Annotated in this window: 16 protein-coding genes and 8 pseudogenes; 9 read left to right on the forward strand and 15 right to left on the reverse strand. The window is 70.3% G+C overall.

Annotation, left to right across the window (positions count from 1 at the left end; genetic code table 11):
• Positions 1 to 266: 266 nt before the first annotated feature.
• The 5 genes and pseudogenes from ACZ7H1_RS30215 to ACZ7H1_RS30235 form a co-directional block, all read right to left on the reverse strand.
• The gene (locus ACZ7H1_RS30215; protein WP_470791015.1) at positions 267 to 674 is read right to left on the reverse strand and encodes a HEAT repeat domain-containing protein; all 408 of its coding nucleotides are present in this window, start codon (positions 672 to 674) and stop codon (positions 267 to 269) included.
• Between the two features lie 21 nt (positions 675 to 695).
• Positions 696 to 1796, reverse strand: coding sequence for a terpene synthase family protein (locus ACZ7H1_RS30220; protein WP_470790973.1), 1101 nt, complete (start codon positions 1794 to 1796; stop codon positions 696 to 698).
• Between the two features lie 23 nt (positions 1797 to 1819).
• On the reverse strand, positions 1820 to 2779 hold the full coding sequence (locus ACZ7H1_RS30225) for a polyprenyl synthetase family protein (protein ID WP_470790974.1): 960 nt from the start codon (positions 2777 to 2779) through the stop codon (positions 1820 to 1822).
• Between the two features lie 271 nt (positions 2780 to 3050).
• Positions 3051 to 4412: a cytochrome P450 gene (locus ACZ7H1_RS30230; RefSeq protein WP_470791016.1), complete on the reverse strand. Its 1362-nt coding sequence runs from the start codon at positions 4410 to 4412 to the stop codon at positions 3051 to 3053.
• A 219-nt stretch (positions 4413 to 4631) separates the two neighbouring features.
• A pseudogene (locus tag ACZ7H1_RS30235) lies at positions 4632 to 5815 on the reverse strand (IS701 family transposase).
• A gap of 182 nt (positions 5816 to 5997) precedes the next feature.
• Here ACZ7H1_RS30235 and ACZ7H1_RS30240 point away from each other — a divergent pair.
• The 3 genes and pseudogenes from ACZ7H1_RS30240 to ACZ7H1_RS30250 all read left to right on the forward strand — a co-directional run bounded on the left by ACZ7H1_RS30240 (position 5998) and on the right by ACZ7H1_RS30250 (position 8393).
• Positions 5998 to 7239 (forward strand): beta-ketoacyl-[acyl-carrier-protein] synthase family protein, encoded by a 1242-nt coding sequence (locus ACZ7H1_RS30240; RefSeq protein ID WP_470790975.1) that lies wholly within the window; start codon positions 5998 to 6000, stop codon positions 7237 to 7239.
• 152 nt (positions 7240 to 7391) lie between these two features.
• Positions 7392 to 7910, forward strand: a pseudogene (locus ACZ7H1_RS30245) (transposase); the annotation flags it as partial.
• A gap of 198 nt (positions 7911 to 8108) precedes the next feature.
• Positions 8109 to 8393: a hypothetical protein gene (locus ACZ7H1_RS30250; protein WP_470790976.1), complete on the forward strand. Its 285-nt coding sequence runs from the start codon at positions 8109 to 8111 to the stop codon at positions 8391 to 8393.
• A gap of 165 nt (positions 8394 to 8558) precedes the next feature.
• Here the strand turns inward: ACZ7H1_RS30250 and ACZ7H1_RS30255 are convergent, their stop codons facing one another.
• Positions 8559 to 8885 carry a TfoX/Sxy family protein gene (locus ACZ7H1_RS30255; RefSeq protein ID WP_470790977.1) on the reverse strand — a complete coding sequence of 109 codons (327 nt, stop codon included), beginning with the start codon at positions 8883 to 8885 and terminating at the stop codon, positions 8559 to 8561.
• Between the two features lie 145 nt (positions 8886 to 9030).
• On the opposite strand from ACZ7H1_RS30255, the gene ACZ7H1_RS30260 reads away from it, so the two are divergent.
• Together ACZ7H1_RS30260 and ACZ7H1_RS30265 are read left to right on the forward strand one after the other, a co-directional pair.
• The gene (locus tag ACZ7H1_RS30260; RefSeq protein WP_470790978.1) at positions 9031 to 9429 is read left to right on the forward strand and encodes a VOC family protein; all 399 of its coding nucleotides are present in this window, start codon (positions 9031 to 9033) and stop codon (positions 9427 to 9429) included.
• Between the two features lie 216 nt (positions 9430 to 9645).
• Positions 9646 to 9870 (forward strand): annotated as a pseudogene (locus ACZ7H1_RS30265) (nuclear transport factor 2 family protein); the annotation flags it as partial.
• A gap of 100 nt (positions 9871 to 9970) precedes the next feature.
• Here the strand turns inward: ACZ7H1_RS30265 and ACZ7H1_RS30270 are convergent.
• The gene (locus ACZ7H1_RS30270; protein ID WP_470790979.1) at positions 9971 to 11848 is read right to left on the reverse strand and encodes a PAS domain S-box protein; all 1878 of its coding nucleotides are present in this window, start codon (positions 11846 to 11848) and stop codon (positions 9971 to 9973) included.
• 905 nt (positions 11849 to 12753) lie between these two features.
• On the opposite strand from ACZ7H1_RS30270, the pseudogene ACZ7H1_RS30275 reads away from it, so the two are divergent.
• Both ACZ7H1_RS30275 and ACZ7H1_RS30280 read left to right on the forward strand, forming a co-directional pair.
• A pseudogene (locus ACZ7H1_RS30275) lies at positions 12754 to 12993 on the forward strand (hypothetical protein); the annotation flags it as partial.
• A gap of 147 nt (positions 12994 to 13140) precedes the next feature.
• A pseudogene (locus ACZ7H1_RS30280) lies at positions 13141 to 14029 on the forward strand (diaminopimelate decarboxylase family protein); the annotation flags it as partial.
• Between the two features lie 64 nt (positions 14030 to 14093).
• Here ACZ7H1_RS30280 and ACZ7H1_RS30285 read toward each other — a convergent pair.
• Complete coding sequence (locus ACZ7H1_RS30285; RefSeq protein WP_470790980.1) at positions 14094 to 14573, reverse strand: P-type ATPase actuator domain-containing protein; 480 nt, start codon at positions 14571 to 14573, stop codon at positions 14094 to 14096.
• Between the two features lie 345 nt (positions 14574 to 14918).
• Positions 14919 to 15161: pseudogene (locus ACZ7H1_RS30290) on the reverse strand (amino acid permease); the annotation flags it as partial.
• A gap of 248 nt (positions 15162 to 15409) precedes the next feature.
• Between ACZ7H1_RS30290 and ACZ7H1_RS30295 the strand changes: the two are divergent.
• Positions 15410 to 16804, forward strand: a complete 1395-nt coding sequence (locus ACZ7H1_RS30295) for a serine hydrolase domain-containing protein (RefSeq protein ID WP_470790981.1) — start codon at positions 15410 to 15412, stop codon at positions 16802 to 16804.
• 94 nt (positions 16805 to 16898) lie between these two features.
• Here ACZ7H1_RS30295 and ACZ7H1_RS30300 read toward each other — a convergent pair.
• From ACZ7H1_RS30300 to ACZ7H1_RS30325, 6 genes and pseudogenes are all read right to left on the reverse strand, one after another.
• Positions 16899 to 17213, reverse strand: a pseudogene (locus ACZ7H1_RS30300) (GNAT family N-acetyltransferase); the annotation flags it as partial.
• Positions 17214 to 17231: 18 nt separating this feature from the next.
• Positions 17232 to 17372: a hypothetical protein gene (locus ACZ7H1_RS30305; RefSeq protein WP_470790982.1), complete on the reverse strand. Its 141-nt coding sequence runs from the start codon at positions 17370 to 17372 to the stop codon at positions 17232 to 17234.
• Between the two features lie 237 nt (positions 17373 to 17609).
• Positions 17610 to 17896 (reverse strand): annotated as a pseudogene (locus tag ACZ7H1_RS30310) (SDR family NAD(P)-dependent oxidoreductase); the annotation flags it as partial.
• A 105-nt stretch (positions 17897 to 18001) separates the two neighbouring features.
• Positions 18002 to 18184 carry a hypothetical protein gene (locus ACZ7H1_RS30315; protein WP_470790983.1) on the reverse strand — a complete coding sequence of 61 codons (183 nt, stop codon included), beginning with the start codon at positions 18182 to 18184 and terminating at the stop codon, positions 18002 to 18004.
• Between the two features lie 328 nt (positions 18185 to 18512).
• Positions 18513 to 21197, reverse strand: coding sequence for an FG-GAP-like repeat-containing protein (locus tag ACZ7H1_RS30320; protein WP_470790984.1), 2685 nt, complete (start codon positions 21195 to 21197; stop codon positions 18513 to 18515).
• Between the two features lie 1064 nt (positions 21198 to 22261).
• Positions 22262 to 23167, reverse strand: a complete 906-nt coding sequence (locus tag ACZ7H1_RS30325) for a S41 family peptidase (RefSeq protein ID WP_470790985.1) — start codon at positions 23165 to 23167, stop codon at positions 22262 to 22264.
• Between the two features lie 57 nt (positions 23168 to 23224).
• Here ACZ7H1_RS30325 and ACZ7H1_RS30330 point away from each other — a divergent pair, with 57 nt between their 5' ends.
• Positions 23225 to 23767 (forward strand): ArsR/SmtB family transcription factor, encoded by a 543-nt coding sequence (locus ACZ7H1_RS30330; RefSeq protein ID WP_470790986.1) that lies wholly within the window; start codon positions 23225 to 23227, stop codon positions 23765 to 23767.
• Positions 23768 to 23873 lie beyond the last annotated feature (106 nt).

Below are 23873 nucleotides of genomic sequence, written 5' to 3' on the forward strand. Positions count from 1 at the left end.
CCCGTAGGGGGAACCCACCCCCCCACCCCCCTCCCCTCCCCCCCCCGAGGAACCGCCCCCCAACCCTGCCCCCCCCCCCCTCTCTCCCCCCTCTCCCCCCCCCCCCCTTTTCCCCCCCCCCCCCCACAAGTGCGGCAGGAAAGCGTCAGTCGTCAGTCCTGGGAGATCGTCTGGAGCAGGTCGCCGACTGTCGCGTCCGGCAGTGCGCGGCGACGTCGGCCAGCCCGACCATGCCGACGAGCGTGTGCGCGTCGACTCGACTCACATCAGCATCTCGTGCCGTCCGCCCACGCTGAGATCTCCGCGGCACCCCGACGGACAGCTTTTTCCGGGTCCCGGGCGAGCTGCCCGCAGACCGCTGCGACGTCCAGCACACCGTCCGGCCCCACGAGCGCGTCATGCACCCCGGTCTGCAGCCAGTCAGCCTGGTGGTCGTCAGCCTCGGCAACCGCGAGAGCGATGAGCCGTAGGGCGGTCACCGTCCCCGCGCCGACCAGCACCTTTGCCGTCTGCCGGGTCACCGCCGTGTCCTTGATGTCCAGCAATAGCCCCACCAACGCTTCCGCAGCCTCAGGAACGTCAGCGAAGGGAGCAAGGTCACGCCCGGCACGGACACGCTGCGACCACGAAGGACACGACGCCTCGGCCAAGGCCGCCTCCAACCCATTCATCATCTCCGACACGACCAGACAGTCTCATGCCCCAAGCGACGTCGGACGGCCGGTTCCACCGGTGAAGCGGTTCCAGCGTGCGAGGTCCATCGGAAGGGTCAGAGGGTGGTGCCGGTCGGCGGCGGTGTCGGACAGCCGGGGCTCGTTGGCCGGGGAGGTGTCGCTGGTGTAGCGGGGGGAGGTGGCGGTCCACATGGTGACGCCGGCGATGAGGTGACCGAGGGCTTCGAGGTAGGTGCGCAGTTGGGGGCTGGCGTCGGGGTGGAGGGTGTCGCGGAGTTTGAGGAAGGTGTCCAGGGTGCGGTTGCGTAGGGCGTTGGCTGTGTCGACGGCTTCTTGGAGGGTGAGGTGGGGGTCTTCGTTCTGCAGGACGCGGATGAGGCTGCAGTCGTATTCGCCGCGTTCGGTCTCTTTGTGGCGGGAGAGGAGTTCGTTGTCGAGCAGGGCGATGGTCACGGCGGTCTGGGTGGCGGCGATTGTGGCGGGTGCGTCGATCTCGTGGGCGGGGATGTCGACGCCGGTGGCGATTTCGACCATGGCGGCCACGGCGGCGCCGGCGCCGGAGGCGTAGCGGAAGGCGAGGTACTCGTCGAGGGATGGCAGGGTGGAGGTCCGCTGGAGGGAGGCTTCGTGGACCAGGCCCAGTGCGTAGCTGCGGAATCCGTCGATGGCGCGGCGCAGGGCTGAGGGTTGGGCGATGGTGTGCAGGTCTTGGGCGATGTCGGCCCAGGCGCGGACCCAGAGGTCGTCGTCGGGTGTGAGGGCGTCTGGTGTCTCCATGACCTGGACGAGGCGGGTGATGCGGCGGATGGTCTGGTGGAGGCTGTCTTCGGAGGTGCCGGCGCGGTCGCCTTCGTCGTCCAGGGCGAAGCCCCAGGCCATGTAGCGGGCCAGGGTGCGGGCGCTGAGGCCGGTGGCGGAGGGGATGGTGGCGGCGGTGCCGTAGGCGCCGACGGTGCCGAGCAGGGCGGCGTGTTCGGCGTCGGAGCACACCCCGGCCTGCTGAAGCCAGTGGCCGATCTCCTCGGCCATGGCCTGGGTGTCGGCGTTGGCGAGGGGGGTGATCGGCGCCCAGAAAGTCGGCAGCTCGAATGCGGCGGCGGGGGCGGGGGCGGGGGCGGTCATGGGGTGCTCCTGGGGTGCGGGTTTCAGTGGGTCCGGTCGGCGGCGAGGCGGGCCAGAGTGGTGAGGTCGGCTTCGGCCACCTGCTCGGGGTCGGCTGCGCGCAGGCTTTCCAGCGCCTGAGCCAGGTGGCGGCGGCTCTGGCCGACGGCCCAGTCGCGTCCGCCGGCGGCCTCGACGAGGTGGGCGGCTCGTTCGAGTTCGTCGGGGCCCAGTGGGCGGGAAGTGGCGTACAGGGCGGCGAGTTCGCGGGCGGGTTCGTTGTCCGCGGACAGTGCTGCCGCCACCGGCAGGCTCTTCTTGCGTGCCTGCAGGTCGGCCAGGCGTGGCTTGCCCGTCACCGCCGGGTCGCCCCAGATACCGAGGATGTCGTCCGCGAGCTGGAAGCACTGGCCCAGGTGCGCGCCGAAATCACGCAGATGGGCGGTTCGCCGGGCGTCGGCTCCGCCCGCCAGGGCTCCCAGGGCGCAGGAGACGGCGATCAGTGAGCCGGTCTTCGCCGCGGCCATCGCGGCGGTCTCGCTCAGGCTGACTGGTTCGGGGCTCTGTTCGAGGGTGGTGTCGGCGTACTCGCCGTCGATCAGCTCCTGTACGGCCGCCGTCAGCCACTGCAGGCCGGTGCCGCACAGTGGTGCGGGCGCCTGTGCCAGGGTCTGCACGGCGAGGAAGAACAACGCGTCGCCGGCCAGAATGGCCGCCGATGTGCCGAACAGGGCCTGGATGGTGGGACGGTGGCGCCGCAGCTGGTCGTTGTCGATGACGTCGTCGTGCAGCAGGGAGGCGTTGTGGACCAGTTCGGCCGCGACCGCAGCGGGCAGGGCCTGGGCCGCCCGGCCCCCGACAGCCTGGCACGCCAGGAGGGCCAGCGCCGGGCGCAGGCTCTTACCCGGCACGGTTGCGGGGAGCCCCTGGGCGTCGGTCCAGCCGAGGTGGTAGTCCGTCAGGCGACGTATCGGTGGCGTCAGGTGCCGGACGGCCCGGCGCAAGGCTGGGTCGACGGTACGCGCGGCATCGGCCAGGATCTGACCTGCGGATTTGGCCCGGGGCACTGTTAATGGTTGTGATGCCATGCTGGGTCCTCGTCTGTGCGGTCGTGGTGGATTGTGACAGCGCGCGTGCAGAGCGGGGCGGCTGGCGCGGTGCGCGGCGGGCTGGGTCCAGACGCAGTCCGCCACGCGGTGGGGCGCTGTGGCCGACGCTAGGGGATGAGCCGAGGCAGGAGAGCGAGGTGCGCGGGCCTGTCTTACGGCCGGCCGGTCACCGGCCGCCGCCGTCGTCGGGAGACGGTCGCGGGTGGGCGATGACGATGACGCGGTCGGGCGTCAGCGCGGCCTTGGCAAGCGGCCGGGGCTCGGGACCCGGCCCCGGAGTCAGGCGCCACCGGGTACTGACCGCCACGAGGGCGATCAACGCCTCGGTGAGGCTGAAGACGTCACCGATGCACTTGCGTGCGCCACCACCGAACGGGAACAGGCCACGCTGACCAGCCTTGTCGCCACGCGGGGAACACCAGCGGTCGGGGTCGAAGTGTTCGGGATCGGGGAACAGCCGCGCGTCATGGTGGAGCATGTAGGGGCTGAACACCACGGCACTGCCCGCGGGGATGCGCCACTGGCCCAGGCTGGCGTCGGCGGTCGTGGACCGGGTGAGCAGCCAGGCCGGCGGGTACAGGCGCATCGCCTCGGTCAGTACGCCGCGGGTGTACTCCAGGCGGGAGAGGTCCTTGAGGGTGGGCACCTGCCCTCCGAGGACGTCGGCGATTTCGGAGTGCAGACGCTCCTGGACTTCGGGATGCCGGGCGAGCAGGTGCAGGGTCCAGGACATGGCGTTCGCGGTGGTCTCGATTCCGGCCATCAGGAACGTGAAGATCTGCTCGTGGACTTCCCTGCTACTCAGCCTGTCCTCGCCCTCACGGGCTTCGAGCAGCGCCGACAGCATGTCCTCACCGTCGGGGCGGCCGCCCTTGATGCCTTCGTGCTCAACGATCACCTGGTCGATGACTGCGTGCATGTCCGCCGCTGCCCGGTGGTACTTCCGGTTGGCGGTGGTGGGCAGTTTCTCCCACAGCCGGAGCGGTGCAGTCATCTGCCGGTAGACGCCCTCGATGACGATGGGCATGGCTTGCTGGATGGTCGCGATGGAAGCTCGGTCCAGATCAGAACCGAACAGGGTGCGTGCGGTGATCCGCGCGAACAATTCGATCATCTGTTTCGCGATGTCGATTGGCTGTTCAGCCTGCCACGCCCCGGCCAAGGCGTCGGCCTCCTCAGTCATGACCTGTGTATATGCCTCCAGCCTGGCACGCGCGAAGGCCGGTTGTACCAGCGGACGCTGGCGCTGATGCTCGGCCCACGCACTGGTCGCCAGCCCGTTCGCCACGATCTGCCGGGCCTTGTCGAAGAGCATCCCGCCCTTGTCGAACACCGCCGGCTCCCGGAGCATCTGCTGCACCAACCCCGGCTCGCAGACCACATACGCCCGCACCGGACCCAGCCGGATCCGGACCAGGGCACCGTGACCCGATAACGACTTCATGAACTCCAAGGGCCCGCGCCTCAAGTGCGGAAGGTGCCCAAGGAGAGGCCACGCCCCTGGCGCGTCCGCCACCCGACTCGACATCCGCTCCGCCACAGCCGGCACCGAACCCCCTCCGTTGACGCCCACGCGGCAAACCCTAGTACTGCAACGGTGTTTGCTGTGATGGTTTGTTGGCTTCTGGGGGTGTGTGGCCGCGTCGTTTGTAGTGGCTGACGCGTGCCTGGAACTGTCGTCGCCGTCGCCAGTGTGACCAGTGCAGGACGTGGTCGATGCTCGCGCGGGGCCGGGTAAGTCGGCTGATCAGGCGTCGGAGTTCGGGCAGGGTGAGGGGTATGAGCTGGGAGGATCCGTTTCTGCTTTCCCGGTGTCGAGTTCGCGGGCTCGCAGGACGGTGAGGCAGGCGTGGACGGCCATGGCCAAGGTCATGTGGCGGTGCCAGCCGTCGTAGCGGCGGACCTGGTAGTCGTCCAGGCCGCATTCCTGTTTCGCACTCTGGAAGCATTCCTCGACCGCCCACCGGGCGCCCGCGATGCGGATGAGTTCGTCGAGGGTGGTTTCGGCGGGGCAGTAGGCGATGTAGTAGGAGATCTCGTCCGGCCGTCGGACGCTGCGGCGGGCGATCACCCAATGGCGGCGGTCCTCGCGGTGCAGGGCCGGACCTCCACCCTGGCCCAGTCGTAGACGCGCGGGCCGTGGGCGCCGTTCCCGCAGGAGCGGCGCTTCCACTTCTGCCTCGGAAGGCCGGGGAACAGGTCGTGGACGGGGTGGTCCATGGCCCAGCGGGTGACGACGGTGTCGTGGCGGGTGGTGGCCATGACATGGAAGACATCCGCCCGCTCCAGCTCCGTGCGCCAGCCTTTGGAGAAGCCGTAGGCGGCGTCCGCGGTCACCCACCGGAACGGGATCTTCTCGTCGATCGCCCGGCGGACCATGGCCTTGGCCGTCACCACCTTCGTCTCGAAGCCGACCGAGTCGTCGATGCCGGCGGCCCGGCAGCGTTCCCGGTTATCCGTCCATGACGTGGGCAGATACAACCGGCGGTCGATCAGGGTGCGGCCACGGGCGCCGGCATAGGCGAGGAAGACGCCGATCTGGGAGTTCTCCGTCCGTCCGGCGGTTCCGGAGTACTGGCGCTGGACCCCGGCCGAGCGGACGCCCTTCTTCAGGAACCCGGTGTCGTCCACGATCAGCACCGCTTCCGGGTCACCGAGGTGCTCGATGACGTAGTCACGGACGTCGCCCAGGACCTCGTCCGCATTCCAGTCGATCCGGTTCAGCAGCCGGTGGATCCGGTCAGGACCGCCATGACCGGCCTCCTCGGCAAGCGTCCAGCCGTTCTTCCGCTCCAGCGGGGCTAACAGCCCCCGCATATAGGCAAGAGCCGACTCCCGCGGCTCCGACCTGGAGAAACGGTGCACGAACCGCCCATGCAACGACTTCAGTTCACCAGCCCACAACCGGGCATCCCCAAGTTCCCCACCCATGACCTGACCAACGAACGACCTGCCCAACCGTCACGGCAAACACCGTTGCAGTACTAGGTGACCTCGAACCGGCTCCGCCCCACGCCTCCCGTCCAGCTGCCCGCCTCCAGCACCGGGGCGAAACCCGTACAAACCGTGACCGCGAACGGCGAGGGCATGGCTCCCGCCGCCTTCCTGGATACATGCGCAGGCGGTGGGTGGTGAGCGCGCCCGCCATCGCCGTCAGTGGGCTCGGCATGCTCACCGCGTCCGGGATCGGCGTGGACGCCACCTGGGCGGGAGTCCTCGGCGGGAAGTCGACGGCCGCCACCAGCGACCAGCTGGCCGGCCTGCCCGTCGATTTCTGCTGCTCCCTGCCACCTTTTGATCCTGCCGAGGTGCTGGGGCGCCGTACTGTGCACCGGCTGGACCGCTCCAGTCAGCTGGCCGTCATCGCCGCCGGGCAGGCTCTGCGTGACGCGGGGCTGGATCCCGCCGTTTGGGATGGTGCGCGGGTAGGAGTGGTCATTGGCTGCGGGGTGGGGGCCTCGCACACCTGGGAAACCCAGAGCCGGCGTCTGCGGGAGTTCGGGCCTCGACGGGTCTCGCCCCTGCTGCTGCCGATGATCGGACCCAGCACCCCCGCGGGGGAGGTCGCTCTGGCCACCGGCGCCCGGGGCCCGAGCCTGGCCACCGGGACCGCCTGTGCCTCCGGCGCCACCGCCCTCGTCATCGCACGCGACCTGCTCGCCTCCCGGCAGTGCGACGTCGTCATTGCCGGCGGTGCCGAAGCCTGTAACACGCCTCTGATCATGACCGGCCTGGCCCAGCTCGGGGCCCTCTCCACGCGCTGCGACGATCCCGCAGCAGCCTGCCGGCCTTTCGATGCGGCACGGGACGGATTCGTCCTCGGCGAAGCCGCCGCCATCCTCGTCCTCGAACGTGTCCCGGACACGATCGCCCGCGGGCACCGTCCCCGGGCTCTGCTGGCCGGCTGCGGCTCCACCACCGACGCCTACCACCCCACCACACCCCACCCCGAGGGCCGCGGCATCCGCCAGGCCATGGCCACCGCCCTCACCGACGCCGACCTGAGCGGCAGCGACATCTCATACGTCAACGCGCACGGCACCTCCACCCGTCTCAACGACACCGTCGAAGCCCACACCATCCGCGCGGTCCTGCCCCACGGTCCCGCGGTGTCCTCCACCAAAGGCGTCCTGGGCCACTCCCTCGGCGCCACCGGAGCCGTGGAAGCCGCCCTCACCGTGCTGAGCATCCAGCACTCCTTGATCCCGCCCACCGCCAACCTGGAACACCCAGACCCCGACACCGACCTCAACCTCATCTCACACACCGCAGCCGAGCAACGCACGACAGCAGCCCTCAGCAACTCCTTCGGGTTCGGCGGCCACAACGTCGTCCTCGCCTTCCACGCCCCGTAAACCAAGCGGGACGACAACAGCCGCCTCCTGGTCCCCGCCAGGGTCAGGCAACGCGGGATAGAGCGTGTCTGAAAGATCGTGTAAGTCCGTGATGTGACAGCCTGGCCCGGGGCTCGGCCTCGGGCCTGCGGGCCAGGCGGAACGGACGAGTCATGGCAGACAAGACGGAACCAGTCACCTCGGCGGTGGCTTGCGACGCGATGGTCGATGAGGTCGTCGAGCGGCCGCTCGACAAAGCCGGTGCCTCGGGGGCGGCCCTGCTCGGTGAGGGCGGGCTGCTGACGGAGATCACCCGGGCCGTTCTGGAGCGGGCCCTGGAAGCCGAGATGAGTGAGCACCTCGGCTACGAACGCAGAGATCCTGCAGGTCACGGGTCGGGGAACTCGCGGAACGGGACCTCGCCCAAGACGGTTCCGACCCATGCCGGTGCGGTCACTCTGACGGTGCCGCGGGACCGCAACGGCGACTTCGAACCACGCCTGGTCCCGAAGAACGCCCGCCGGCTTGCCGGGTTCAACGACCGGATCCTCTCGCTCTACGCCCGCAGGATGAGCGTGCGCGACATCCGCTCCCACCTGGCGCAGACCTATGGCGTCGAGGTCAGTCCCGATCTGATCAGCAAGGTCACCGACGCGGTGGTCGACGAGCTCGTAACCTGGCAGAACAGGCCTGATGAGAATCTGCGAAATCGGCTCTGCCCGGAATTCCGTGAAGCCCCGGTTCACCGGGCCTTGGCCACAGCAGATGCCCGGTTCGGATCACGAATGCGTCCTTCCGGGTCATTTCCGGACATTCCTCGAGCGAGAGACGCGCGGTGGGGGTAGGTCGTTTCGCGCAAGGTGGCCTTGGGATCCATGAGGAGATCAGCTATGTACGCAGTGATCCGGCGTTACGAAGGGGTGACCGACCCTGCCGAGGCGGGACGCCAAGTGGACGAGGGATTCGTGCCTCTCATCCGGCAAGTCCCAGGATTCGTGGCGTACTACTGGGTTGACGCCGGGGACGGAGTGATGGTCTCTACCAGCGTCTTTGAAGACCAAGCCGGTGCCGAAGAGTCGATCAAGAAGGCGGCGGACTTCGTCCGGGACAACCTCGCGTCACTGCTCCCCAACCGTCCTCAGGTGACGGCCGGCCAGGTAGTGGCTGCCGGGTAGCACCCTGCGGAGTGGCGGCGGTTTCCAGGCATCCCGATTCCGACGATCTGGCCTTTCACGGAACTCCGGTCAGAGCCTTGAAAACATCGGCCGGTACTGCTCTTCGTTCCCCACTCGGTTGCTGTCGGCAAACGACGGCCGGGGCTCGGGCGGGTGCGGAGGGGGCTACTTCGGCGGATGTGCGGCAGCGGCTTTCTGCCCCAGTTGCAGCCAGTCGTCCAGGACGTGGTCGTCGAGGACTTCTCCTGCCACGATGACCCAGCCCTTCGAGATCCGGCCGCGGACCTCGAAGGGCCGCGCGCCGGGCTGGGCGAGGGCCTGCGGGGTGTCGTCCGGGGCGACTCGTACCAGCAGGTCGTCGCCGACCACGCCGACCGCCGTGTTTTCCGTCACCGTGAAGACGAGCCCGCCGAACATCTTCTTCGCGACGACCGCGTCGCCCTCCTCCAGCAGCTCCCGGACCCGCTCCGCCAGCACCTCGTCATACGCCATGGCGCTCACGCTACTCACGCACCACGGCACCCGCCCCGCGTGACCCCGCCACAAGCCATATGGGACATTCCTTGTCCTATATGACTACTACGGTCGATTGCAGAGGGCGAAACCGCCCCAGCCGACCCCACCGGAGGAGAAGACCATGGCGGACGCACATGCCGACGGCACCAAGAGCGGCAAGGTCCTGTCGCACGCGATCTGGGCCGAGGACGGAGGCGCGCTCGCAAAGTTCTACGCCGCAGCCCTCGGCGCGCAGGTCTCCGAGCCGTACCGGGACGAGGACGGCAACCCGGCGGCGTTCCCCGTGTGGGTCGGCGACACGATGTACGTCTTCTGGTCCGCCACGACGTTCAAGGCCCCCACCTGGCCGAGGGACGAACTCGCCTTCCACATGGACATCAGGTTCGACGACGTCGAGGCAGCGGAGAAGCGGCTCCTCGGGCTGGGCGCGACCAAGCCCGCCCACCAGCCGGGCGGGGACCACTGGACCGTCCTGCTCGACCCCTCCGGCCAGCCCTTCTGCATCAGCAGCACCCGCTGACACGCGGAGATCATCAAGGACACCGACACCGACCACACGGGCCAGCGCATCTTCTACTTCCGCGACCCGGACGGCTACGCCATCGGCATCAACGACCAAGCCGCCCTCCAGGCCGGCGAACTCGGCAAGTACGCCTGACCAGGGCTCCGGGCAACACACGGAACCAGAGCCATGAACAGCGACAAACTCGTGCACGAGTGAGCCACCGCCTACAACGAGCAGGACTTCGACCGTTTCGGGGACCTGTACACCGACGACACCACCTACGAGTGCGGGTCCTTCGGGCTCGCCTTCACCGGCCGGGACGCCTTCAGGCATCACCTGCAGGAGTACGCCGGCGCCGTTCCCGACCGGCAGTTCACCGTCAAACGGACCATCGCCAACGGGGACGCGATCGCCGTCGAATACGACTTCGCGGGAACCGCTCTCGTCAATCAACGACGGCCGGGTCCGCGACGAGGCCCTGACGCCGAAGAGATTGAAACCACGGATGGGTTCGATCCTGTCGTTGAGGACCCTCTTCGAGACGGTGCGGGCCTTGTCAACGACGCGGGGAGGGCAAGGGAAGGGCGAACCAGACGGCTTTGCCCTCCGCTGTCGGGAGGGTGCCCCAGGAGCTGGCCATGGAGTCCACGAGGAGCAGGCCTCGGCCCGATTCCGCGTCCGGTGCGGCGAAGCGGGCCTGGGGAAGCACCGGGCTCCCGTCGCAGACTTCGACCCCCAGCTCCCGTCCGGCCTGCCGCATCCGGAGCCGGAGCGGACCGCGGCCGTGGCGCACCGCGTTGGAGAGGAGCTCGGAGACGAGCAGACAGGCCGTCTCTCGCAGCTGTTCGTCGTCCCTGCCCCACGCGGCCAGTGTGGCGCGCAGGAACCGGCGGCCCTCCCCCACGCTGCTCGGATCGGCGTCCAGGACCACGGTCCGCGAAGTGGCCGGGATCTCCGGGATGCGCACGAGCAGGAGGGTGACGTCGTCCGGGTTGTCGTCGACGTCCGGAAGGAGGTCACTCAGCAGCCGGTCCGCCGCGGCTTCCAGGGATCCGGTCGTCGCGAGGCCCTTCTCCAGCGCCGCGCCAAGCCCGTCGACCTGCCCTTCGATGTCGCTGCCCGGTGTCTCCACCAGGCCGTCCGTATAGAGCGCCAGCACCGAGCCGGGTGCGACTGCGTGCCGGCTCTCGTGGTGGGGTACCTCGCCGACCCCGAGCGGAACGCTCACGTCCGCCGGGAGCCGGGTCACCTCGCCGCCGGGAGCGGCCAACAGGACGGGCAGGTGTCCGGCCGAGCAGACGGTGACCTCGGCCGCGTCGGCGTCGACGACGAGGTAGCAGCAGGTGACGAACTGGTCCGGGAGTTCACTCACCACGGCGTCGAGGGCGCGCATCAGCTGCCAGGGCGGCATACCGGTCTTCGCCAGGGCGTGGGAGGCGGACCGCAGCTGCCCCATGACGGCGGCGGCGTCCAGGCCGCGCCCCATCACATCGCCGATCATCACACCGACCCGGCCACCACCCAGGGGGATCAGGTCGAACCAGTCGCCGCCCACCCCGGCACCCTGCCGGGCCGGCAAGTACCGGCTGGCCGTCGGCATCCCCGGCACGTCGGGCGGTGAGCCCATGAGGCTGCGCTGGAGGGTGAGGGCGACATGACGCTGCTGCTCGTAGAGCCGGGCGAGCGTCTCTTCGGCGGCCTTGCGCTCCGTGACGTCGCGGATGGCCGCGGAGACGAGGGTACCCTCAGGCGTCTCCAGGGGGCTGAGGCTGATCTCGACCGGGAACTCGCCCCCGCCCCGTCGCAGCCCGTGCAGCTCCAGGCCCGCGCCCATGGGTCTGACCTGCCGGTTGACGAAGTAGCCGGCGCGGAAGTCGGAATGGTGGCCGCGGAACCGGTGGGGCACGAGCACCTCGACGGGCCGGCCCAGCAGGTCCTCACGGCCGTAGCCGAAGAGCGCCTCGGTCTGGGCATTGACCAGCTGGATGGTTCCCCTCTCGTCGACGATCACCATCGCGTCGGGGGCCGCCTCCAGCAGGGCCCGGAAGCGCTCCTCAGCTGCCCGGCGCTCGCTGACGTCCCGTACGGCCGCCGAGATCAGCAGTCCTTCGGGCGTCTCCAGCGGGCTCAGGCTGATCTCCACGGGAAACTCCCGCCCGTCCCGGCACAGACCGTACAGTTCCAGCCCCGCCCCCATCGGGCGCACCTGACGGCTGGCCGCGTAGCCGAGCCGGTGACCGGGGTGCTGACCGCGAAACCGCTCGGGCACCAGCACGTCGATGGGCCGCCCCAGGAGTTCCTCCCGCGGGTAGCCGAACAGGGCCTCGGTCTGGGCGTTCACCAGACGGATCACCCCGGCGTCGTCCACGATCACCATCGCGTCCGGTGCCGCTTCCAGCAAAGCCCTGAAGGGCTCTTCCGTCGTCGCTGCCATGCTGCGCCTCGCACTCGCCGGATCCCTCAGAGGGGAACATCCGAGCATGCGGCCGAAAACCACGCTCCGGGTTGACCGGAATACACCCACAATTGACCGGCTGTGAACGCACCCGCGGTACATCGGCGAGCCCGCCCGGAACACGCCCAACGTGCCCCGCGTCTCGCACTGCACAGCAGCGCCGAACGGTCCGTTCCGAGACCCGTCGAAGGGCGACGGTGTACTGGCCGAGGAGCTGATGCCGGCTTCGGCCGCCGTGCCGTCGGTCCACTCGACCCCCGGTCGTGGTGCGGCACTTGAACATGGGCGTTCCAGTGAGGGGTCCGGCGTCGCGGGCGCCCGTAGGGAGGTGCGTCAAGGATGTCGCCGAGAGGAGCGACGCCGCCGGTGTTGATGCGGCCTTCATCGAGGCGCGGCAGCGTGCGCTCGCACGGTCGAAGAGCACGCGGGACTGCACGGTATGGAGCTGGCGGACCGTGGAAGCGCGTAGCCGGGGGACGGCAGGCAAGGAGGAGCGCGTTCAGGAGCCGGTGGCACTGCTGATCGTCGCGGGCCTGCCAGTCACCGCAGTCGGTCTCGACGTGCAGACGCGCCGTCGCGATGGACAAAGTCGACCCGGACGCTTCCGCCGCGGCCCGGTGCAACGCGGCCAGATTCCCCGGGTTTCCGGTCACCCCGACCACGACTCTTCGCACGGCCTCTGTCCTCTCGTCTCGTCCGACGGTCCCCATGAAAGGGCCTCGACGCAGGACGAGGTGCGGTTGTTGACGGCCTTCTGGGGCGGAGATCCGTAACCATGACGGGTCTCCGATGCCACACCGCTCCGGCGTCAGTAATCCGTCAGGACTCGGCCCGCCCCCATAAGGGTCTCGTTACGGGGTGGCCATAGCTGGAGGGATGCGGGGATGGCTTCGAGTCCGCGCCCCGGACTGCCTCCCCGCACCCTGGGCGTCATCGGCCGCTCGTGGTTCCTCAGGGAGGGCCCCACGTGTTTGTTCCAGTACGACGACGATCCCGAGCCTGAAGAACAGATCCCGGCCGGACCCCTGTACGTACCGGTCCGGCCGGGAGGAGCGGAGGTCGTGGTGCGCCTGTTCCGCACCCCGCTGGGAGCTCGCACCGTCGTCGGCTTCACGGGTCCGGACCGTCTGGCCGCCACGCTCGGCGTCGAGCAACCGTGGATCCGGCTCTCCGGCTCTCCGGGTCCGCGCACGGTGGGCCGGCCGTCGGCGGAGTACCACTGGCAGAGATCGCCGAGAAGTTCGACACTCCGGTCTACGTCCTGGACGAGGGCGAGGATCGCGGCCGCCGTCGGCCCGCGCGGGCGCCAGAAGGTCATGGTGCGGGTGGTGCCGGGCGTCTCTGCCGGCGGACACGACAAGATCCGCACCGGTGCCGACGGCCAGAAGTTCGGTCTCTCCCTGACCGACGGGGGCGCACAGCACGCCATCTCCCGGGCTCGGTCAGTCGCGCCTCGAACTCACCGGACTGCACTGTCACATCGGCTCCCAGATCTCGGACGTGAAGCCCTACCTGGTGGCGCTGTGCCGCATGGTCGGACTCATGGCCCGTGTCCGTGACGCTCACGGGGTCGTCCTGGCCGAGCTGGACATGAGCGGTGGCCACGGCATCGCGTACCGGCCCGGCGAACCCGCCCTCGACCTCACGACGCTCGCGCGCAGGATGCGCGCCGAGCTCGTCGAAGGCTGCGCGGCCGCCGGGCTGGCCGTACCCCGTCTCGTCGTCGAGCCCGGGCGGGCCATCGTGGGGCCGGCCGGAGTCGCGCTGTACCGGGTGCTCGCCGTCAAGCACACCGGCGAGACGGTGTTCGTCGCCGTCGACGGCGGTATGAGCGACAACCCGAGGCCCGCGCGGTACGGGGTGCGGTACGCGCCCCGTCTCATCGGCCGCGCCTCGACGGCCGGACTCCGTACGGCCACGGTCGTCGGCCGGCACTGCGAAGCCGGCGACGTCCTCGCGGCCGACGTCGAACTGCCCGGCGACATCCACCCCGGCGACCTGATCGCCGTACCGGTGGCGGATGCGTACCAGCTGTCCATGGCCTCCGGCTTCAACTTCGTGGGCCGGCCCGCAGTCATCGCGGTCCATGAGGGCACGGCCCGGATGCTGGTCCGGCACGAGACTCTGGAAGACTTCCGCAGCCGGGACATCGGCGGATAGGGCCGACTTCATAGATCCGATGAATCCTGTGCAGTGCTCGGCTACGGCCGGTAGACGAGCTCGATCACCATCGCTGCGATGACGCCCCAGACCCCGATCCCGAGCAGCCACAGGGATCGCCGCCCCCGTCCACCACATCGCCGTCGGCCGGGACCAGTTCGCCGGCTTCCACGAGGACGAAGTCGAAGGGCTGGAGCTCGGCCGGGGTGACGGCCTCGGTCCGGGCCTGCCGCAGGTTCGCCCCGTTCGTCCAGTGCTCCAGGCGCAGCGCGACCGTGTCCGTACGTGCCTTGCGCAGGGACTCGGCCTGGGCGCGGCCCCGGCCCTCGGCGACCGCCTCGGCCAGATTGGCGAACAGGACCGTCAGCCACAGCCAGACGCTGATGACCCAGGTGAAGACGGACGGGTGGATGAGGGCGGAGAGGGTGGTGAGTACGGAGCCGACGGCGACGACGAACAGCACCGGCTTCTTGACCAGCTCACGCGGGTGGAGCTTGGCAACGGCCTCCCTGGCGGAAGTGCCGAGGAGCTCGGGCTCCAGCATGTTCACCTGGCCGGGGCGTTTCCGGGAGGGCCGGTCGACCGGGGTCCCGAGACCGGGGGAACATGCTGGGCGGCGGGAGCCATGAAAGGACCTTCTGATGAGTGTGGTTGGGGCACCCCCTTGTCGGCGGTGGCGGACGAGAGGCGGGTGCCTGGGTGAAGGGTGTCGCCGCCGAGGGCCCTCTCCATCGACCCCCTCGGCCGTCATGTGAGTACGAGAGACCCTCGGCGGCGCAACAAGCAGGAAATTGCTGCCTGTTGGTCATGCGATCCCCTTTCCGGCAGGGGAATTGGCACCGTCTTGACGGCGGCGTACGGGTTACGTCCAACCGCCGTCAAGGGTGCGTCAGTGAGCGTCGGATGTGACGCGGAATCTCGGTCGGCAGATCACCGCGTCGGTGTCCCGCTGGACTGCGTTGGCAACGGCCGAGCCACGCTGGTTCTGGAGCATCCGCTGCCACAGGCGGGCCGGTTCGGTCTCCGGGATGAGCACGGTGACCTGGATATCCGGGTGGGTTCGCATCAGCTCACGCACGTAGCCGGACACAGGACGCCCGAGGGACCGGGTGTCCGCGGAGAGCTCGATCAGCTTGGTCGTGATGTGCCAGTAGACGGCGGTGGCGGCCGCGCCGAGCCGACCGCCCAGGTTGCGCATATTGAGGCCGTCGAGGCCTTCGTCGTCGAGCAGCTCGATGGCGGCGCGGACGAGCCGGTCCGGGGTGAGGGTGTTGCGAGGCATACCCGAGAGGACTACTTGAACTTAGTGCAGTGGCGCGCCTATACTCAATTGCACTTAGTTCAAGAATCCTTGTGACTCACGAACCCGAGGGGGAATCCATGCAGGAGCAGGAGAAGCACGGCGATTTCGGCGCGGTCGTCGCGGCCCTGGCCGAGAAGTACGGCGTGCCCGGCGCGTCGGTCGGCATCCAGGCCGGCGGCCAGACGATCTTCCTGAACCACGGCGTCACCAGCGTCGCCCACCCGCTCCCGGTCGACGAGAACACCCTGTTCCACCTCGGATCCACCACCAAGACCTTCACCGCCACCGCGCTGCTGCGGCTCGTCGATGAGGGCAAGGTCGACCTGGCCGCGCCGGTGCGGCGGTACGTGCCCGAGCTCGTGCTCGCCGACGAGGCGGCCGCCGAGCGGATCACCGTCCTCAACCTGCTGAACCACACCGCGGGCCTGGACTGGAACTTCATCGACAGCGAGGACGAGGACGGCTCCCTGGCCGCGTTCGTCGCCAAGCTGGACCGGCTCCCGCTGATCGCACCACCCGGCGCCCGAGCCTCGTACAGCCAGGCCGGCTACAACCTCCTCGGCCGGATCATCGAGAACGTCACCGGACAGACCTACGAGCAGGCCGTGGCCTCCCTGCTCCTGGAGCCACTCGGACTCGCGAACACGGTCTTCGGCCTGGACGACGTCATGGTGCGAAAGTTCGCGGTGGGCTACGTCCGCGACACGGCCGGCGAGTTGAAGCCCGCCCGGCCCTGGAAGGCGTACCGAGCCGGCGCCCGCGGCGACAACCCCGGGGGCGGCATCGTCTCCAACGTGACCGACCTCCTCGCCTGGGCCCGCTTCCACCTCGGCGACGGCGACGGCCTGCTGGCCGCCGACACCCTGCACGGCATGCGCGAACAAACGGTGGAACTGCGCGGCAGCACGCTGGGCGACGGCTTCGGCATCTGCTGGTTCCTGCGCGGCGTCGACGGAGTCCGCACCGTCGGCCACGGCGGCTCGGGCAACGGGCAGTTCGCCGAACTCCACCTCGTCCCCGAGCACGACTTCGCCGTCGCCTCGCTGGCCAACTCCGAAGACGGCTACGTCTTCAACCAGGCCGTGATCCAAGCGGCGTTCGAGCACTACCTCGGCCTGGTCGAGAAGGACCCCGAGCCCGTGCCGCACGACGAGACGCGGGCCCGCGAGGTCGCCGGCCGCTACGAGAGCGACGTCATGAACATCGACATCGCCACCGACGGGCAGCGCCTCACCCTCGCGGTCGAGATCAAGCCGGAGATCCGCGCCGCCTCGGACACGGAGATGCCGCCGGACTACGCCCCGGCCGCCATGGGCTTCCTGCCCGGCGACGGCGACGAGTACCTCCTCACCGCGGGCGGCCTGAAGGGGCAGCGCGGCTACTTCACCCGCGCCGCCGATGGCACGGTCACCGGCGTCGACCTCGGCGGCCGCCTCTTCACCCGAACGACGCAGGCCGAGACCGTGTCCTAGAGCGCGTCCGCCCACCAGGGCCTGTCCTGCCGGGCGGCTCGCCAAGCACGCGGCAGGCGCTCCCGTCACAGCGATCAGGAGTTCCCGTACGGGCTCACGTCGCCTCTGCCTGCCTGTGGAAGGTCTGACGGCGCGCCGGGCCGGTCGCGTAGTGGACGTATTCGCGGTTCAGGCGGAAGACTGCCGACCAGGCCAGGAGGCGGCTGGGGCGATTGTCGCGGGAGCAGGTCCAGCTCGGTGTACGGCCGCGGGCGGCGATGTCCTCGCACAGGGCGGTGGCGCAGGCCAGTGCGAGGACGTCGCCACCCTGGCCGGGGTCGGCCAGGGTGGCGACGTCCTCGTAGCCGCTGCCGAGGAAGTAGGTGCAGGCCAGCGAGGGCGCCCGGCCGCGGTGGAAGGCGCCCCAGCCGAGGCCGGAGGCGGCGAGTTACTCCCGGCCGCCCCAGGTTTTGTAGATCCAGGCCGTCTCGGGTCCGAGCGCGAAGAGCGCCGGCGCGTCCTTGGGTGTCAGGCGGCGCACGGTGATGCCGTGCGCCGGGCGAGCGGCCAGGGCGGGCTCCTGGTGCACCTAGACCATGCGCTCCCACGGGTCGACGCGGGCGAGCGACTCCGGGCGCCCCGCCGGGGAACCAGCGGGCGAGAGCGGGGAGACGGGACGGAAGGAGCTCGATCACGACGGATGCCGCCTAGGTTCAGGGGAAGGGGAGCCGGGGCGGCCCTGGACTGTGGGCCGCCCCCGCGGGGAACCGGCGCCGGTGAGCGTCAGCGCCGTTCGGCTTTGCCGACCGCGGTTGGCTTGCTGTCCGGCCGAGCGGCCGACGAGTACGTCGGCCAGCTTGTTCAGCCGCTTGACGGTGCGCTCCTCGGTCGCGCAGGGAGCCGGGTCCATCCGCGCGTTCCGGTCGCAGTAGGCGCCGTTGACGATCTCGACCGCTGGGTCGCAGAGGCGGACGACGTGGGCTGCGCCCTCCGAAGGCGTCGCGCCTTCGTGCCCGTACATCGGCCTCAGGGCGGTCTGGCACACGCCCGGTTGACGGACACGGCGGTGACCCTGGGGTCGGCGGCGAAGACGGTGAGGGCCGGCTGTGGCTGGACCGCGTCACCGCTGCCGCTGCGGCCACCCCCTCGGCGGGTGGCTTCGCCGACCCCGGCGGGAATCGCAAACCACCCGCCGTGCCACCCGAAGACGCAGCCATTTCAGATATCACCCGATCGTGCAACAGACCCGGCCGCGTCGCTCGAGCGGAAGATCAAGCCGTCGGAGGCCACGGGCACGGCGGCGTGCAGGACGAAGGCGTTGACGGCGAGGAACCCCAGCCCGGGCACCTCCAGGTGATCGGTGAGCCCAGTGACATCGGATCCGGCCTTCACGATCGACACGGCCCACTCACTCCCACGGCCCCCACGAGTTGCAGAGACCCTTGCATCGTGCTTCCGGCGCCGCCCCGGACGCATCACGGACGGTCCCGCGGCTGAACCCTCGGGCGCTCCCGCGGACAGCCGCGGACAGCCGCGGACGGTCCCGCCCCGGAGAGTGCCGGGCTACGGCAGGCGGTGCCGGACCGCCACCCCATCTGCCACCACCTCGGCCGGGTGCCCATCGGGATCCCCCGGGTCCGGACCCGGCTCCCCGAGGCCCGGGCACGGGGCGGTGCCCCCGGAGCGGACGGCCGGCGCGGGGGTATCGGGCCGGCCGCTGCCGGGCGGGTCAGTGGACGCCGTTGTAGACCTGCCAGCCGGTGGCGATCCTGGTCTTGGCGGCGAAGGTGCCCTTGCCGGTACCGGACCAGCGCCAGACGGCGCCTGCGGTGTCGCGGGCGAGGAGGTCGGCACGGCCGTCTCCGGTCAGGTCTCCAGCTCCGATGACGGCGTTGTACGAGGCCCCCCAGTCCTTGGCGAGGAGGGTGCGGGCGCCGAACTTGCCGGTGCCGGTGCCGTTCATGCGCCAGAACCCGTTGCCCTTGTCCTGGAGGAGGAGGTCGCCGATGCCGTCACCGGTGAGGTCGCCCGCGCCGACGATCTTCTTGTAGTCCTTGAAGCCCGTGCCCAGCAGGACGCGCGGAGCGAGGAAGCCCGTCTTGGTGGCCGCGTAGAGGTACAGGCCGCCGGTCTCGGGGTCGCGGGCGACGAGGTCCGGGCGGCCGTCCTTCGTGACGTCGCCGGGCGAGGTGAGCACGTCGTACGCGTTCCAGCCCCTGCCCAGCACCTTGTGCTTGGTGGTGGGCTGGAGGGCCTCGCCGCACGCCGGGGTGTAGAGGCGCATCTCGCCGGTGGCCAGGCGGACCAGGGTGTCGTTGCAGCGGTCGCCGTTCACATCACCCGTCGGGACCGGACGGAATCCCTTGGGCCAGCCGGTGGTGGTCGTGCTGCCGCTGAAGTTGCCGGTGGCCGGGTTGCCGTAGGCGGTGCGGAGGGAGCCGGAGGCGGTGGTCTGGAAGAAGTCCCCCGTCCCGTCCGGGGTCCCGGTGGCGGCGCGGCTGCCGAAGTCGCGGTAGACGGCTGAGCCGCCCACGACCTTCAACTTGCCCGAGGCCAGGGTCACTTCGTCGGGGCTGGCGACCGCAGCGCCCTTGAGAGTCCAGGTCAGCGGACCGTTGGGGGCCACGGCCCCGGAGTCCGTACGGCCGTTCCAGACCGGCGTCAGCGGGGACTGGCCGAGCCCGCCGGTGAGCGTGCGCACGGTCCGGCCCGCCGGGTCCTTCAAGACCAGCAACCAGGAGGAAACGGCGCGGTTCAGCTTCCAGGACGGCTTCCAGACCTCGGACTTGGGGGTGCTGTTCGCCAGGGAGACGGCTGCCGGTACCGAGGATCCGGTCACGGCGAGCGCCGGCTCGGTGCTGGTCCGCGTACTCCACAGGCGCCCCTCCAGGGGCCTGGCACCGGTGCGTACGGAGGAGTTGTGCCAGAGGGCGGTCGCCGTGCCGTCGGAACCGGCCGCGATCTTCAGGCTGATCTTGCGGTCCCTGCGGGAGTCCCCGTCGGGCAGGAGTCGGGGCGAGCTCCAGGTATCGGTCGCAGGATCGCGCACGATCTCGGCGGCGGCCGGGATCCACTCGTTGTCCGGGGTTTCCCGCTCGGTCTCCCAGACCACCCGCAGGGTGCCGTCGGGAGCCATGGCGGCGTGCGGGCCGGCGTTCCAGGCCGACCAGCCGAAGCGCCGGCTCCGGGGCCACTCGGCGGCGCCGGCCGGCAGGACCGCGGTGAAGACGCTGTTCGAGATGTCGTCACCGAGGTCGAGGGCGTCCCCCCAGACCACCGTGACGTCCCCGTCGGGGGAGACGAACGGCTGCGGCGAGGGGACGGCGACCTCGGCGTCCGAGTTGGGGATCTCCAGGGGCGCCGACCAGCCTGCCGCGGGACGGCGGACGGCGGCGTACAGGTTCTCTGTGTAGTCGCCGATGAGCTTGCTCCAGCTGACGGCCATGGTGCCGTCCGCGCCGGCCCCGATGCGGGGTGCCGTGATGCCTTCCGCCGGCGCGGCCATCGGGACGGGGGCGCCCCAGGAGCCGGCGGCGGTACGGGTGACGGTCTCGATCGAGGGGACCCCCTGCGGGGAGGTTCGCAGGTAGGCGACGACGGTGGTACCGCGGGCGTCAACGGCCACGTCGGGGCCGTCGACCTGCTCGCCCGCGGCCAGGGCGGTGGACACGGTCGCGGGCTCGGACCAGGTGCCGTCGGCGGCGCGGACGGAGGTCTCGATCGTCCAGCCGGTCTTCGCGTCGGCGGGCCGGGCAGCCCAGGCGGCGGTGAGGGTGCCGCCGGGGCCGGCGGCGAGGCGGCCGCCGGTGACGGCCTTGCCCGCAGAGATGCCGAGGACCGGCTGCGGCTTCGACCAGGTACCGCCGGAGACGGTGGCGGACATCACACGGGCGGCCGTGGAGGGCGCGCCCTCCACGGACATGTCCTCGGGGTATTCGGCCCACAGGGCGGTGACGGCGCCGTCGGTACCCGTGAGGAGGGCGAGGTCGCCGCGGTCGGTGGGGGTCGAGGCCAGCTGCGTGACCGGGGCCCAGACCTCGGACCGGGCGCCGCGCACGGAGGCGTGCAGGGTGCGCCTGCCTTCGGCGGTGACCTCGTTCCAGAGGGCGACGGCGGTGCCGTCGGAGGCGATGGCCAGCTCCGTCTTGTCGTAGCGGGCGAGCGGGCCGTCTACCAGGTGGGCGAGGTTCCACGGCGCCAGGGGCACGGCCGCGGAGGCCGAGGCCGGGGACAGGGACGGGGCCGGGGCCGGGGCCGCAGCGGCGCTGAGCAGCGGGGTGACCGCGCCGCCGGAGACGACGAGCGCGACGGTCGTGACGGCCGCGGCGAGGCGGCCGCGGGCCCGGGTCCGGATCCGGGTCCGGGTCCGGGTCCGGGTGCCGGTGCGGTCGTGGGTGTGGGCGTGGACGGTCATGCGGGTGGTTCCTTCCCCCCGTGAAACTCAGTGGTCACGGGTTCGACCGCGGAACGGCCCGGCGGGTTGTACGGAAAATCCGAGTTTCTGCGCACACCGCCACCGCCAGGGGCGCCGGGCCGGGACGAACCGGAGAACCACGCCCCCGGACGCTCCCGCGGTAGCCCGAGCACGAAAGTCCGCCCCGCCGGCGACGGCCGTGCACGAGCTCTGGCTCTGAGCGTCTCCGCAGGCCAGGCGGGTCACGCTCCTGCCTTCAAGAGAATGACGGCTGCCATCCGACTCCCGCGTAGCGGACCTGGAAGACCACGGACCCCTCCGAAAGCCGTCCTGGCGGACCACGCTTACCCGTTCCCCGCCACCCGGAACCATCCCCACCACCGCGGAATCCCCACTGCCATCCCCCAACCGTCCGACCGGGCCACCCGCGGCACCGGCCGGTCCGGCAGAGCGATCCGCACCGGGCAGTTCAGCACCGTCGCTCCGGACAATTGCGGGGTGCAGGACCGTGAGCAGCCGGGCGCCGGCCGAGCCGGCCAGAGCCACCGAGACCGCCTCGACCACCCGCCGCAGCGCCGGGGGGCGTCGTTGATACCGCTCCGTCAGACCGTCGACCTGCCCGACGAACGTCAGCTTCAGGCAGTCCGGGTTCTCGCAGCACAACCGCCACACGGACAAGTCGATCACCAGCGGACGCCCGCCCACCGCCTCGTCCACGACACGACGCACGTACCGCGAATGCGTCCACTGCGACACCTGCCCGCATCCCGGACAAACCCGGGATATGTCGTCCCTGTCACAGCAGTGACCCGAAGCGCCTCCGGGCTGGTCTCCACCCGCTCGATCCGCAACCCGGCCAGTTGCAGCAGCAGTTCCTCGACAGTGACAACACACGCCGATCGAATGCCTGGTCGGCATGCCATCGTCGGCCGACATCCGCGACCGGATCAAGATCGATTATTGGAAACACCGGAGCGTTCCGGACAGTGCCGCCGTGTCCGGATCACGGTTGCGGCTCGAAGTCAGCCAGGGAAGCGAACCCTACGAGGGCGTGGGCAACCGGGTCAGCCCGCCAGTCGGGCCAGGGCCAGCGCGTGGGCGCGGGCGAGGGAGTCGGCAGCGGCGCACGGGACGTCCGGCTGCACACCGACTCCTTCCCAGTTCGTGCCGGAGACGGGATTGACCGCACGGCCAGTGGGGACGGTGGCTTCCAGATGCGGGTGCACCGTCCAGCCCTTGCACGGATGCGCGCCGCCACGGGTGGGCTCCCCGACGACCACGGCGCGGCCGAGCTGCTGGAGGTCGTACGCCAGCTCTTCCGCGGCAGAGAAGCTGCTTGCACTGGACAGCACGTACAACGGCCTGCTGCCACCGAAGCGCGCACCGGGCACGTGCGGCAGGCTCCAGGACTGCTCGCGGCTCTCGCCCCCGCGCCAGTGCATGGTGTTGAGGTGCGTGCGCTCGTCCAGGAGGTAGCTGCAGACGAAGGCGACCGTATCCGGGTCGCCGCCCCTGTTGCCGCGAAGGTCCACGATCAACGCCTGGGCACGGGAGACCAGGGTGAGGGCGGCGCCCAGCGGTTCGGCGGCCCACTCCAGCGGAAACAGCATCGGTGCCAGCTCCACCACCGCGACCCCTCCGTCGAGCAGCTCCGTCCGGGGCGCACCGCCCAGCGAAGCCTCGAAGTCCCGGCGCATCGCGTCCAGGGTCGCCGCCCCCTGCTTCGGGGGCACCGGGTCGGCGTGGTGCTTCAGTCTCAGGTGCCGGTCGCCGTTGACGGACTGCAGGTCCGCGGTGACCAGCCGGGCGAGCTCCTCGGCGTCGTCGACGTCGTAGGCGCCCTCGGCGAGGCGTCGTTGCAGCAGGCCGGCGAGCTGCTCGGCTATCTCCGGGAATACGTAGTTCTCGGTCAGCAGCCGGGACATCTCGTCGATGACAGGGGCGGGTTGAAGCTTCGTCAGAGTCGTCATGGCAGGGGAGTAGAGCACCACCCTTGCGAAAGCGTCAAATAGTTAGACACTTTGGGTATGCGAGACCAGCCTCCCTACCTGCCGCCTCCTGAGGACGTCCTCGAAATCGGTGCGCCTGAGCAGTTCGCGGCACTCGCCCACCCCTTGCGCCAGCGATTGCTCTTCGCCCTCGGCCAGCGGCCCGCCACCACCGCCCAGCTTGCAGCGCAGCTCGACGCGAAGAAGGGCAACGTGGCCCACCACCTCAAAGTGCTCCGCGAAGCCGGGCTGATCCACATCGCCGAGACCCGCCAAGTCCGCGGCGGCACCGAGCAGTACCACCAGCGCACGGCCAGCGACATGGTCGTCGCCGAACCCCAGGCGGCAGGCACCGCCGCGATGCTCGCAGCGTTCGCCCAGGAGCTGGACCGCTCACCCGCCGAGGCCCACCTGACACTGCGCCACCTGCGCCTCAGCCCGGCGAAGGCAAGAGAACTCGGCGAGACGCTCGCCCGACTGGTCGACCAACTCGAGGAGGACGCAGAGGACCAGCCCGTGCACGGCGTGCTGATGACGCTCTACCAGCAGGCACCGCCCACCAGCACGACCGGTCCCGCCTGAAAGGCGGTGCCCCCCCACCCCCGCGGAGGAGCACCGCCTTCGTCCGCGGACGGCGGGGCCGTACGGCCCCGCCGTCCGCGTCAGTGGATCGCGTCGCACCGTCGTG

The organism is Streptomyces sp. NPDC037401 (assembly GCF_055602345.1).